9 protein-coding genes are annotated in these 12708 nt (G+C 73.7%); 2 read left to right on the plus strand and 7 right to left on the minus strand.

The genetic code is table 11. The features are described 5' to 3' along the window. Positions 1-68 precede the first annotated feature (68 nt). Positions 69-1718, plus strand: coding sequence for an ATP-binding cassette domain-containing protein (locus BJ983_RS21100; protein WP_179795611.1), 1650 nt, complete (start codon positions 69-71; stop codon positions 1716-1718). 264 nt (positions 1719-1982) lie between these two features. On the opposite strand, the gene clpB is transcribed toward BJ983_RS21100, so the two are convergent. After that, on the minus strand, positions 1983-4577 hold the full coding sequence (gene clpB, locus BJ983_RS21105) for an ATP-dependent chaperone ClpB (RefSeq protein WP_179795612.1): 2595 nt from the start codon (positions 4575-4577) through the stop codon (positions 1983-1985). 231 nt (positions 4578-4808) lie between these two features. Between clpB and BJ983_RS21110 the strand changes: the two genes are divergently transcribed. Further along, complete coding sequence (locus BJ983_RS21110; protein WP_179795613.1) at positions 4809-6398, plus strand: FAD-binding oxidoreductase; 1590 nt, start codon at positions 4809-4811, stop codon at positions 6396-6398. A 22-nt stretch (positions 6399-6420) separates the two neighbouring features. Here the strand turns inward: BJ983_RS21110 and BJ983_RS21115 are convergent, their stop codons facing one another. The 6 genes from BJ983_RS21115 to BJ983_RS21140 form a co-directional block, all read right to left on the minus strand. After that, complete coding sequence (locus BJ983_RS21115) at positions 6421-6939, minus strand: heat shock protein transcriptional repressor HspR (protein ID WP_246325627.1); 519 nt, start codon at positions 6937-6939, stop codon at positions 6421-6423. Beyond that, a complete protein-coding gene (locus tag BJ983_RS21120) occupies positions 6936-8204 on the minus strand; it encodes a DnaJ C-terminal domain-containing protein (protein ID WP_179795614.1) in 1269 nt (422 codons plus the stop codon). The genes BJ983_RS21115 and BJ983_RS21120 overlap by 4 nt, the downstream gene beginning before the upstream one ends. Before the next feature lie 60 nt (positions 8205-8264). Beyond that, positions 8265-8930, minus strand: coding sequence for a nucleotide exchange factor GrpE (gene grpE / locus BJ983_RS21125; RefSeq protein WP_179795615.1), 666 nt, complete (start codon positions 8928-8930; stop codon positions 8265-8267). 74 nt (positions 8931-9004) lie between these two features. After that, positions 9005-10861, minus strand: coding sequence for a molecular chaperone DnaK (gene dnaK / locus BJ983_RS21130; RefSeq protein ID WP_179795616.1), 1857 nt, complete (start codon positions 10859-10861; stop codon positions 9005-9007). Positions 10862-11023: 162 nt separating this feature from the next. After that, positions 11024-11983 carry a C40 family peptidase gene (locus tag BJ983_RS21135; protein ID WP_425484816.1) on the minus strand — a complete coding sequence of 320 codons (960 nt, stop codon included), beginning with the start codon at positions 11981-11983 and terminating at the stop codon, positions 11024-11026. 139 nt (positions 11984-12122) lie between these two features. Further along, positions 12123-12704, minus strand: a complete 582-nt coding sequence (locus BJ983_RS21140; protein WP_179795618.1) for a hypothetical protein — start codon at positions 12702-12704, stop codon at positions 12123-12125. Positions 12705-12708: the final 4 nt, after the last annotated feature.

A 12708-nucleotide genomic window follows, 5' to 3' on the forward strand; every position in this document is an offset into this window, starting at 1 on the left:
CCCCGGTCCGGTGGGGCAGGACACTCGGAGTGACCATGCCTTTTCGTCGGCGCACTACGCTCGGGTCGGTGCAGGCCACCCTCGTCGCCCGCGACGTCTCCGCCGTCCACGGCGCGCGCACCGTCTTCGCGGGCGCCGACCTCACCGTCGCCGCGGGGGACGTCGTCGGCCTCGTCGGCGCGAACGGGGCGGGCAAGTCCACGTTCATGCGCATCCTCGCCGGGCTCGAGAAGCCGGACACCGGTGGCGTCGAGCTCGCGCCGCCCACGGCCACCGTCGGGCACCTCCCGCAGGAACCCGCCCGCCGGCCGGGCGAGACGATCGAGGGGTTCCTCGCCCGCCGCACCGGCGTGGCCGACGCCCAGGCCGAGCTCGACGCGGCCACCGCCCTGCTCGAGACCGGCGACGACGGCGAGCGCTACTCGGTGGCCCTCGAACGGTGGCTCGACCTCGGCGCCGCCGACCTCGTCGAGCGCATCCCCGAGGTGGCCGACGACCTCGGCCTGGGGCTCCCCCTGAACGCGGAGATGACCGCGCTCTCCGGCGGTCAGGCCGCCCGGGTCAACCTCGCCGCACTCCTGCTCGCCCGCTTCGACGTGTTCCTGCTCGACGAGCCGACCAACGACCTCGACCTCGCCGGGCTGGAGCGCCTCGAACGCTTCGTCCGCGAGCTGCGCGCCCCCACCGTCGTCGTCAGCCACGACCGGGAGTTCCTCGCGCGCACCGTCACCGGCGTGCTGGAGCTCGACCTCGCCCAGCAGCAGGTCGCCTTCTACGGCGGCGGGTACGAGGCCTACCTCGCCGAGCGCGCCGTGGCCCGGCGTCATGCCCGCGAGAACTACGAGGAGTACGCGGACAAGCGCTCCGCGCTCGAGAGCCGCATGCAGACCCAGCGCAATTGGCTGGAGCACGGCGTCCGCAACGCCCGCCGGAAGGGCGCCGGAAAGTCCGACAACGACAAGAACGCCCGCAAGGTCCGCGCCGAGTCGACGGAGAAGCAGGCCTCCAAGGTCGCCCAGTCGCAACGGCGGATCGAGCGTCTCGAGGTGGTCGAGGAGCCCCGCAAGGAGTGGGAGCTGCGGATGACCATCGCCACCGCCCCGCGCTCCGGCACGATCGTCGCCTCCCTCCACGACGCCGTGGTGCGCCGCGGCTCGTTCACCCTCGGACCGGTCACGCTGCAGCTCGACCAGGCCGACCGCGTCGCCGTCACCGGCGCCAACGGGGCCGGCAAGTCCACCCTCCTCGCGCTGCTGCTCGGCAAGGTCCGTCCCGACGACGGGTCGGCGGAGCTGGGTTCCGGGGTGGTGGTCGGAGAGGTGGACCAGGCGCGCGGCCTCTTCGCCGGGGACCGGACCCTGCTCGACGCGTTCTCCCGCGAGCCCGAGGTCGACCGGTGGCCGACCGCGGAGGTCCGCACCCTGCTCGCCAAGTTCGGGCTCGGCAGCGAGCACGTGCACCGCCCGGCCGACTCGCTCTCCCCCGGTGAGCGCACCCGCGCGGCGCTGGCCCTGCTCCAGGCGCGCGGGGTGAACCTGCTGGTGCTCGACGAGCCCACCAACCACCTCGACCTGCCCGCGATCGAGCAGCTGGAGTCCGCGTTGGAGTCCTTCCCCGGCACGGTCCTGCTGGTCACCCACGACCGCCGGATGCTCGACACCGTGCGCACCACGCGGCGCTGGCACGTCGAGGACGGGCAGGTCCGCGAGGTCGGATGAGCCGGCCCGGCCCGGCCCGTTTCCCGTGGCCCGGCCCGCCCCCCGGTGGCAGGAAAGCGTCGTTGCTGTCATCCAGTGGCAGGATCGCCACATCGTCGCACTCGCCGCGCCTGCTCCCCCAGCCGCGAGACGCACACCAGGCATCCCCCGACGCACCGGGACCTGCCTGATGTGAGCCTCGGGAACGGGCCCCGGAACGAGCGAAGGGCCCCTCCGGTCGATCTACTCGGCCGAAGGGGCCCTTCGCTCAACCGGGGCCGGGACTCAGCCGCGCGCCACCGTCAGGGCGCCCGTCCCGTGCTCGGCGTCCTTGTCCAGGTCGACCCGGACCGTGTCGCCCTCGCGGACCTCGCCGCCGAGCAGCTCACGCGCCAGCTGGTCGCCGATCGCGGACTGCACGAGTCGGCGCAGCGGCCGCGCCCCGTAGAGCGGGTCGAAGCCCTGCAGGGCCAGCCACTCCTTCGCGGCGTCGGACACCTGCAGCGAGAGTCGGCGACCGGCGAGGCGGGACGCGAGCCGGTCGATCTGGATGTCGACGATCGACGTGAGCTCCTCGGTGGACAGCGCGTGGAAGACCACGACGTCGTCGAGCCGGTTGAGGAACTCCGGCTTGAACGACCGCTTCACGACCTCCATCACCCGGTCGCGCCGTCCGGCGTCGTCGAGCGAGGAGTCCATGAGCGCGGCCGACCCGAGGTTCGAGGTCAGCACGAGGATCGTGTTGCGGAAGTCGACGGTGCGACCCTGGCCGTCCGTGAGGCGCCCGTCGTCGAGCACCTGCAGGAGCACGTCGAACACATCGGGGTGGGCCTTCTCCACCTCGTCGAGCAGGACCACCGCGTACGGCCGACGCCGGACGGCCTCGGTGAGCTGGCCGCCCTGGTCGTAGCCGACGTAGCCGGGGGGCGCCCCGACGAGCCGGGCGACCGAGTGCTTCTCGCCGTACTCGCTCATGTCGATGCGGATCATGGCCCGCTCGTCGTCGAAGAGGAACGCGGCGAGGGCCTTGGCCAGCTCGGTCTTGCCGACGCCCGTGGGGCCGAGGAAGAGGAACGACCCGGTGGGCCGGTCGGGGTCGGAGATGCCGGCCCGGGTCCGTCGCACCGCGTCGGACACCGCGCGCACCGCCTCGGTCTGGCCGATCACGCGGCGACCGAGCTCGTCCTCCATCCGGAGCAGCTTCTGGGTCTCGCCCTCCAGCAGCCGACCGGCGGGGATACCGGTCCAGGCGGAGACGACGTCGGCGACGTCGTCGGGGCCGACCTCCTCCTTGAGCATGACCGGGCCCGCCGCCGCGGACGCCTCGTCAGCGGCCGCGAGCTCCTTCTCCAGGGCCGGGATGCGGCCGTAGCGCAGCTCGGCGACCTTCGCGTAGTCGCCGTCGCGCTCCGCCCGGTCGGACTCCCCGCGGAGGGCCTCGAGCTGCTCCTTGAGATCCCGCGCGGAGTTGATCGACTCCTTCTCGCCCTGCCAGCGGGCCGTGAGCGCGGCGAGCTCCTCACGCTTCTCGGCGAGCTCCGCGCGCAGCGCGCCCAGCCGCTCGACCGACCCGGCGTCGGACTCCTTGGCCAGCGCCATCTCCTCGATCTCGAGGCGCCGCACCGAACGCTCCACCTCGTCGATCTCGACGGGACGCGAGTCGATCTCCATCCGGAGGTGCGACGCCGCCTCGTCGACGAGGTCGATCGCCTTGTCGGGGAGGAACCGCGCGGTGATGTAGCGGTCGGACAGCGCGGCCGCCGCGACGAGGGCGGCGTCGGTGATCCGCACGCCGTGGTGCACCTCGTAGCGCTCCTTGAGCCCGCGCAGGATGCCGACGGTGTCCTCCACCGACGGCTCCCCGACGAGGACCTGCTGGAAGCGCCGCTCCAACGCCGGGTCGGACTCGATGTGCTTGCGGTACTCGTCGAGCGTCGTGGCGCCGACCATCCGCAGCTCGCCGCGGGCGAGCATCGGCTTGATCATGTTGCCGGCGTCCATGGCGGACTCGCCCGTGGCCCCGGCGCCGACGATGGTGTGCAGCTCGTCGATGAAGGTGATGACCTGACCGGCCGAGTCGGTGATCTCGCCGAGGACGGCCTTGAGCCGCTCCTCGAACTCGCCGCGGTACTTGGCGCCCGCGACCATCGACCCGAGGTCGAGCGAGACGACGCGCTTGTCGCGCAGCGACTCCGGGACGTCGCCCGCGACGATGCGCTGCGCCAGGCCCTCGACGATGGCGGTCTTCCCGACGCCGGGCTCGCCGATCAGCACGGGGTTGTTCTTGGTGCGGCGCGACAGCACCTGCACGACGCGACGGATCTCGGCGTCCCGCCCGACGACGGGGTCGAGCTTCCCGGAGCGGGCGCGCTCGGTGAGGTCCTGCCCGTACTTCTCCAGGGCCTGGAAGGTGCCCTCGGGATCGGGCGAGGTGATCCGGGCCGAACCGCGGACCTTGCTGAACGCCTCCTGCAGGGCCTCCGGCGTGGCGCCGTGGCGGGTGAGGACCTGCGCGGTCCGCCCGCCGGCCGCGGCTAGCCCCACGAGCAGGTGCTCGGTGGAGACGTACTCGTCCCCGATGTCGGCCGCGAGCTGCTGGGCGTGCGCCAGGACGCGGGCGGAGTCACCGTCGAACTGGGGCGCCGCGACGTTCGAGCCGGTCGCGCTCGGCATGGAGGTGATCAGGCGCTCGGCCTCGGCGCGCACGGCGTCGGGGTCGGCCGACACGGCGCGCAGCAGCGGCAGCGTGATGCCGTCGGCCTGGTCGAGCAGGGCGACGAGGAGGTGCGCCGGCGACACCTGGGGGTGTCCGGACGCGGTGGCGGCGCGGACCGCGGCGGACACCGCCTGCTGGGTCCGCGTCGTCGGCGAGAAGTCCATCGGGCCTGGCCTTTCGGGGTGGGAGGGGTCGTGGTGACTCTCGTGGGGTCCAACCTACGCGAACTTGAGCGTATTCCGCTCAACTCTGCGTGCGACTGTCTTTTTCCGGCCCGTCGATGTCGCACACGGTGACGACACGGGGATACTTCGCCGTGTTCCGGCACGCTCTGTCATGATGGCAGCGACTCGGGCGCGGAACGGGACCTCGCCGGGGGCACGGAGGGAGTCGGCATGTCGGCGGAACCGGCCGAGCCGATCGGACCAGTGGGGCAGGGTCCTGCCCTGCCCGACGACGGGTCGGGGCCGCGCGCCCCGCGTCCGTCGGACGCCCCGGCCGCCCGTCCCGTCCGGCCGCTGCGGCTCGTGCCCACCGCGACGCGGCCGGCCGCGTCCGCCGCGCCGACCACGGTCATCCGCGCCGTCGAAACCGTCGATCCCGACGCGGACCCCGACGCCGACCCCGCCGTCGAGGTGCCGGCGACGACCGTGCTCGCCGCGCCGTCGGCGACCGCACTCGTCGCGCCCGTCACGGTCCCCCCGCCCACGGCGCCGGGACGGGCCCCCCAACGGGCCGAGCCCGTCGCGGCACCGGCGCGGGCCCCCCAGCGCGCCGAGCCCGGCGCACCGGCGCGCGCTCCGGGGAAGGCCGCACCCGCCCCGGCACCGACCACGGCGATCACGACGACCACCGACCTCACGGTCGTCCGCGCCGCCGACGCCGTCCGCTCCGGCTGGGCGCAGGTCGCGGCGGCCGAGGCCGAGGTCGCCCACTGGTTCGGCGCCCTGCTCTTCAGCCTCGCGCCGGCGCTGCGCGGGCACTTCCCGGCGCAGGCCGACCCGGTCGCCCGCCGGCTGCTGCGCGCGACCGTCGACGCCATGTCCGTGGTGGACCGACCGGCCGACCTCGCCGCCGCGGTGCCGCCGCTCGCGCGTGAACTGCGTGCGCTCGGGCTCGACGACCGCGCCGACGAGCCGCTCGGCGTCGCCCTCGTGGGTGCCGTGCGGCGTTTCGCGGGCGAGCAGTGGGACGGCGCCGCCGACGCGGCCTGGGTCCGTGCCTTCTCGCTGGCCGCCCGTCCCGCCCGTGCCGCCGTCGCGGCCCAGCCCGGCGTGGTGGGCGCGACCGTGGTCTCCCACCGGCGCCTGAGCTGGGACCTGGCCGTGGTCGAGGTCGAACCCGACCGGCCGGTCCACCACCGGCCCGGGCAGTCGGTGACGGTCGAGGTGCCGCAGCGGCCGTGCCTCTGGCGCCACCTGACGCCCGCCGGCGCCCCGCGCGCCGACGGACGGCTCGAGTTCCACGTGCGGGCGGTCGAGGGCGGCTGGGTGAGCCGGTCGCTCGTCGCCCACAGTCGCGTCGGGGAGCGGTGGCGCATCGGTCCCGCCGAGGGCGGGCCCGAGCTCGACCCGGCCGCCGAGCGGGAGCTCCTGCTCGTCGGCGGGGGCACCGGGGCGTCGGTGGCGCTGGCGCTGTGCGAGGAGTTCGTCGGGCTCGCGGCCGCGGGGGTCGACGTCCGACCCACCACCGTGGTGATCGGCGGCCGGACCCACGAGGACCTGCACACGCTCGACCGCTTCCTCGACCTCGCGGTGGGCGAGCCGTGGCTCGCCGTGGTCGGGGTCTGCGAGTCCGACCCCCTGGACACCGAGCTGGCGCCGGGCACCGTCGTCGAGGCCGTGAGCCGCTCCGGCCCGTGGTTGGACCACGACGTCGTCGTGGCGGGCTCGCCCGCGATGACCCGCGCGACCGTCGACGCCCTGCTGGCCGACGGCACCCCGCTGGACCGCATCCACCACGACCCCTTCACCGACGGGGCCTGAGCCCGTCATCCGGTCGGCCCGGTCAGTCCTGACCCGGCTCGTCGGGTGCCTGCCTGCCCTGGTGACGGTGGTGCGCGGGCTGCCACACCACGACCGACTGCGTGCGCCGCACGGGCAGCAGGTCACCCGAGCGGCCGGCCTGTTCCGCCAGCGCCTGCAACCGGGACCGGCTGCGCGCGAGCTCGTCGGTGACCTCGGCCAACCGGTCGGTGAGCTGGTCGACCTCCCGCTCGAGCTCGATGATCCGCTTGATGCCGGCGAGGTTCACGCCCTCCTCCTGGGAGAGGCGCTGCACCTCCCGGAGCAGGGCGATGTCCCGCACCGAGTAGCGCCGCCCGCCGCCGCTCGCCCGGCCCGGGCTGACCAGGCCGATCCGGTCGTAGGAGCGGAGCGTCTGGGCGTGCATGCCCGAGAACTCGGCGGCGATGGAGATGACGAAGACGGGGGTGTCCTCGTCGGCCCACGGCGGCAGTCCGGGGATCGCCGACTCGGCACGCGGGGCACGACGGGCACTCCCGGATCCCGTGTCCCCGGTGGTCATGACGCGGCTTCGGAGTCCGCGTGGGCCCGGTCGGCCCGCTCGGTGAGGTGGGCGCGCGGGTCGTGGTCGGCCGTGGCACGGGCGTACGCGTCCAGCGCGTCGCTCGCCTCGCCCGACAGCCGGGCGGGGACGGCCAGCTCGAGGGTGACGAGCAGGTCGCCCGTGCGGTCCTTCCGCTTCACGCCGCGTCCGCGCACGCGCAACGTGCGGCCCGCGGAGCTGCCCGGCGGCACCTTCAGCGAGATGCGCCCCTCGAGGGTCGGCACCGTGACGGTGGCACCGCGCACCAACTCGGGGTAGGTGACCGGCAGCGCGAGCGTCAGGTCGTCCGGGTTCTTGGTCGAACGGCCGAAGACCGCGTCGGAGCTGACGTGGACGATGACGTAGAGGTCACCGGACGCGCCACCCGCAGGACCGGGCTGGCCCTTGCCGGCGAGCCTGATGCGCTGGCCGTCCTCGACCCCGGCGGGCACCCGGATGGTCAGAGTGCGGGGCCGGGAGCTGACACCGTCGCCGCCGCACTCCGGGCAGGGGTCGTCGACCAGGTGCCCGGTGCCGCGGCAGTCGGGGCAGGGCTCGCTGAAGGCGAACGCCCCCTGGCTCCGGGACACGAGCCCGGCACCGCCGCACCGCACGCACGTGCGGGGCGTCGTCCCCGGCTTCGCCCCGGACCCGTCGCAGGTCCCGCAGGTCATGGGCGAGGTCAGCCGCAACGGCAGGGTCGCCCCGTTCACCGCCTCGGCGAAGTCGATGCGCACCTCGGTCTCGACGTCGGCACCGCGCCGCTGGCGGGGGACGCCGCCGAAGCCGCCCAGCCCGCCGCCGTTGCCCAGGCCACCGGTCGGGTCGGCGGTGGTCCCGCCGCCGCCCATCCCGCCCATGCCCCCGAAGATGCCGCCGAGCAGGTCACCGAGACCGCCCGCGCCGCCGCCGCCACGGCCGCCACCGGAGAACAGGTCCTCGAACCCGGTGCCCTGGCCACCGGCGGACCGGCCGCCCCCGCCGCCGAAGCCCCCGAAGCGCCCGCCCGCGAACAGGGTGCGCGCCTCGTCGTACTCCTTGCGCTTGGTGGGGTCGGACAGCACGCCGTACGCCTCGCCCGCGGCCTTGAACTTCGCCTCGGCCTTCGTGTCACCGGGCTTCGCGTCGGGGTGGTTCTCCCGCGCGATCTTGCGGTAGGCCTTCTTGATCTCGTCGGCCGGGGCGTCCTTCGCGACGCCGAGCTCACGGTAGAAGTCCTTTTCGAGCCAGTCGCGATTGCTCAACGGTCCATCCCTCCTCCCGTGGGCCCGGCGTCGACCGGGACGTCCCTACTCTGCTGCACCTCAGGCGGCGCCGGAACCGCCGGTTCCGCTCTCCGTGGGGACCGCGTCCGGATCGTGGTCGGTGACCTCGACCATGGCGGGCCGCAGCACCTTCTCGCCGAAGCGGTAACCCCGACGCATGACCGTCGTGACGGTCGGCCCCGCGACGTCGGCCGAGGAGGCACTGGCGACCGCCTCGTGGACCGACGGGTCGAACGCGTCGCCGACCTCGCCGAAGCCGGCCAGCCCGGCCCGGTTCAGGGTCTCGGACAGCCGGTCGGCGACGACCTTGAACGCACCGGTCAGGTCGCCGTGCTGCCGCGCGCGCTCGACGTCGTCGAGCACCGTCAGCAGCTCACCGGCCACCTGGGCCTTCGCGCCGGACACGGTGGCCTCCCGGTCCCGCTCGACGCGGCGCCGGTAGTTCGCGTACTCCGCGGAGAGTCGCTTGAGGTCCTCGGTGCGCTCCTCGAGATCGGTGCGCAGCCGCGTCAGTTCCGGATCGCTCGTCGCGGTGTCGACCTCGCCCTCGGCCGAGGTGGGCGTGCCGCCCACCGCCGCGTCCGGGACGTCGACGCCCTCGGCCGGCGCCACGGGGTTGCCCCCGGGAGCGTCCGATCCGGCCCCGAACTCCTCCTGGTGGTCCTCCACCGACACGTCCTCACGGACGTCCGTCGGGTCCTGCACGATGGCCTCCTCCTGGAGTCCACCGCGCCCGGCCTCGCGGGCCGGGCGCGGTACCCGTCGTCGGTCTGGTGGGACTACTTCTTGTCGTCGTCGACGATCTCGGCGTCGACGACGTCGTCGTCGGCCGAGCCGTCCGCGGCACCGGCACCCGCCGCACCGCCGGCCGCGCCCGCGGCGCCGCCCTCGGACTGCGCCTGGGCGTAGATCGCCTGGCCGAGCTCCTGCGAGTCGGTGGCGAGCTTCTCCACCGCGGACTTGATCGTCTCGGTGTCGTCGCCCTCGAGCGCCTTCTTCAGGTCGTCGAGCGAGCCCTGGACCTTGTCCTTGGTCTCCGCCGGGACCTTGTCGCCGTTCTCGGAGAGGACCTTCTCGGTCTGGTGGAGGAGCGACTCCGCCTGGTTGCGGGTCTCGGCCGCCTCACGCCGCTTGCGGTCCTCGTCGGCGTGCGCCTCGGCGTCGGAGACCATGCGGTCGATCTCGTCCTTGGACAGCGCCGACCCACCGGTGATGGTCATGGCCTGCGACTTGCCGGTGCCCTTGTCGACCGCCGACACGTTGACGATGCCGTTCGCGTCGATGTCGAAGGTGACCTCGATCTGCGGCACGCCCTGCGGGGCCGGGGGCAGCCCGGTCAGCTCGAACATGCCGAGCTTCTTGTTGTAGGCGGCGATCTCGCGCTCGCCCTGGAAGACCTGGATCTGCACCGACGGCTGGTTGTTCTCGGCCGTGGTGAACACCTCCGACTTCTTGGTCGGGATCGTGGTGTTCTTCTCGATCAGCTTGGTCATGACGCCGCCCTTGGTCTCGATGCCGAGGGACAGCGGCGTGACGTCGAGCAGCAGGACGTCCTTGACGTCACCGCGCAGCACACCGGCCTGCAGGGTCGCGCCGACGGCGACGACCTCGTCCGGGTTCACGCCCTTGTTGGGGTCCTTGCCGCCGGTGAGCTCCTTGACCAGGTCGGTCACGGCGGGCATGCGGGTGGACCCGCCGACCATGACGACGTGGCTGATCTGCCCGACCGAGATGCCGGCGTCCTTCACGACCTGGTTGAACGGCTTGCGGCAGCGCTCGAGCAGGTCGGCGGTGATCCGCTGGAACTCCGAGCGCGAGAGCGTCTCGTCGAGGAACAGCGGGTTCTTGTCGGCGTCGACGGTGATGTAGGGCAGGTTGATGCTGGTCGAGGACGAGCTGGACAGCTCGATCTTCGCCTTCTCGGCGGCCTCGCGGAGCCGCTGCATCGCCATCTTGTCCTTGGACAGGTCGATGCCCTGCGAGCTCTTGAACTTGTCGACGAGCCAGCCGATGATCTTCTCGTCCCAGTCGTCACCACCGAGGTTGTTGTCGCCGTTGGTGGCGCGCACCTCGACGACACCGTCGCCGATGTCGAGCAACGAGACGTCGAACGTGCCGCCGCCGAGGTCGAAGACCAGGATCGTCTGCTCGTCGGAGCCCTTCTCCAGCCCGTAGGCGAGGGCGGCCGCGGTCGGCTCGTTGACGATGCGGAGCACGTTGAGGCCCGCGATCTGGCCGGCCTCCTTGGTGGCCTGGCGCTGCGCGTCCTCGAAGTAGGCGGGGACGGTGATCACCGCGTCGGTGACCTCCTCGCCGAGGTAGGACTCGGCGTCGCGCTTGAGCTTCATCAGCGTGCGGGCGCTGATCTCCTGCGCGGTGTACTTCTTGCCGTCGATCTCCGTGGTCCAGTCGGTGCCCATGTGCCGCTTGACCGACCGGATCGTGCGGTCGACGTTCGTCACGGCCTGGTTCTTGGCCGACTGCCCGACGAGGACGTCGCCGTTACGGGCGAAGGCGACCACCGACGGGGTGGTCCGGCTGCCCTCGGAGTTGGCGATGACCGTGGGCTCGCCACCCTCGAGGACCGCGACCACGGAGTTGGTGGTGCCGAGGTCGATGCCGACCGCTCGCGCCATGTCTGATGACTCCTTCCAGGAGCTCGTTCTGCTGTCCGTGAGCCCGTCGCGCTCAAGTCTACCGATCCCGGTCGCGCAGCGCGACCCGGGGATGAGTGGAAGGCGCTCAACTTGCTCTCGTGCGGGACAACGAGCCGGTCACGGGAGTTGTTCCCGGTCGGCTCAACTCGTGCCCGCCGGTGCCGTACCCGGTCGGGTCGCGAGCGGAACCAGACCCTTCTCCGACCAGCTCACCGAGCGGGTGCCGAGCGGCACGCCGGTCTGCTGGGCCTCCATCATCTTCCCGTCGCCCAGGTACAGGGCGACGTGGTGGATGGAGTCCGGGTCGGAGCTGTCGTAGGCCCAGAAGAGCAGGTCACCGGGCTGGGCCTGCGCGACGGGGACGTGGGCGCCGGCCCCGTACTGGTCCCGCGAGACGCGCGGCAGCACGATCCCGGCGGCCTGGAAAGCCCGGAGCATGAGCCCGGAGCAGTCGTAGCTCGACGGCCCGGTCGCCCCCCACACGTAGGGCTTGCCGGTCTCCCGGGTCGCGAACTCGATCGCCGTGCGGGCGACGCCCGGCGGGAGGGCGGTGGCGACCCCCGCGGTCGGTCCCTCCGCACAGGGCCGGATCGCGCCCTGGACGCCGGCGAGGTCGCCCACCAGGGACGCCGCGAGCGGTTCCCACTTCGCGTAGGCCTCGGGGAACGCCGAGCGCTGCACGATCTGCGCGGCCCGCGTGACCGGCAGGTCCGCCCACCCGGGAACTGCGAGCAGGCGGGTGAGGAAGGTGCGGGTGGCGTACACCGGGTCGCGCACCTGGTCCGGGCTGCCCCACCCCTGGCTCGGCCGCTGCTGGAACACGCCGAGGGAATCGTGGTCGACGGCCACGTCGATGCCCGCGAGCCCCATCCGCGACTCCTGCATGGCCGTCGCCAGTGCGACCACCCAGGCCCGCGGCGGGGCGTCCATGCCCTTCGCGACCCCGATGATCGTCCCCGCGGTGTCCCGCTGGATCTGGTTCAGGTCCGCCCCGGTGCGCGGGACCCCGACCGCCGCGCGCCCGGCTCCGGCGTCGCACGCCCCGGCCGCGTCCGGGTCGCCGCCGCCGGTGAACTGCCCGACGACGAGCAGCCCCATCATCAGCACGACGACGAGCACCCCGGCGAGCACGCCGACCGGGATCAGCAGCCGCAGGAACCGCAGGCGCGACGGCAGGCGCGGCAGGCGCGGCAGGCGCGGTGGTCCGCCCTGCTCGGGCGGGCGGAGCAGCGTCGTCATCTCAGCCGGCCCGGTCGTAGCCGGCCACGCGCCAGTCCCCCGGCGCGGTCTGGACGAGCAGCAGCTGCAGGGTCACCGCGTCGGTGGGCACCTGGACACGGACGGAGTCGGGACGCACCTCGACGGCCCGCGGCAGGCCGGTGACCCGGGTGCCGGGCACGTTGGCCGGGTCGACGTCGGCGAGCGTGGGCAGGTACTCGTCGGTGGTGTACGGCCGGAGCCGGTCGCTCCACTGCGCCGCGGTGGTCCCCGCCGGGTGGTCCGCCCACGCGGTCGCCCACCGCTGCGCGACGCCGAGCGCGGACTGCGGGGCGGCGGAGAGCGGCAGCGTGGTGGGCGTGAGCTCGGGCGGCGGGGTCGCGACCGGCGGCGCCACCGTGACCGTCGGCGCCTCGGGCACCGGGCCGAGCGCGGTCCCGGACCCGGCGGGACGCGGTGCCAGCCACCCCGAGAGGGCGGTCAGCCCGACGACGACGAGCGCGGCGACGGCGAGCACCAGGACGAGCCGGGCGGGGCTGTGCAGGGGCCATTCCCAGAGCGCGCGGTAGGCGCCCGAGCGGCCGCGTCGGGTCCGGATCGGCACGGCG

The organism is Actinomycetospora corticicola (assembly GCF_013409505.1).
Taxonomy (GTDB): Bacteria; Actinomycetota; Actinomycetes; order Mycobacteriales; family Pseudonocardiaceae; genus Actinomycetospora; species Actinomycetospora corticicola.

What these genes read in the sequence shown, in the direction of transcription:
- dnaK (WP_179795616.1), bottom strand. Translation starts at nt 10,861, where the DNA reads ATGGCGCGAGCGGTCGGCATCGACCTCGGCACCACCAACTCCGTGGTC.
- BJ983_RS21110 (WP_179795613.1), top strand. Translation starts at nt 4,809, where the DNA reads ATGTCGGCGGAACCGGCCGAGCCGATCGGACCAGTGGGGCAGGGTCCT.
- BJ983_RS21115 (WP_246325627.1), bottom strand. Translation starts at nt 6,939, where the DNA reads ATGACCACCGGGGACACGGGATCCGGGAGTGCCCGTCGTGCCCCGCGT.
- clpB (WP_179795612.1), bottom strand. Translation starts at nt 4,577, where the DNA reads ATGGACTTCTCGCCGACGACGCGGACCCAGCAGGCGGTGTCCGCCGCG.
- BJ983_RS21135 (WP_425484816.1), bottom strand. Translation starts at nt 11,983, where the DNA reads ATGATGGGGCTGCTCGTCGTCGGGCAGTTCACCGGCGGCGGCGACCCG.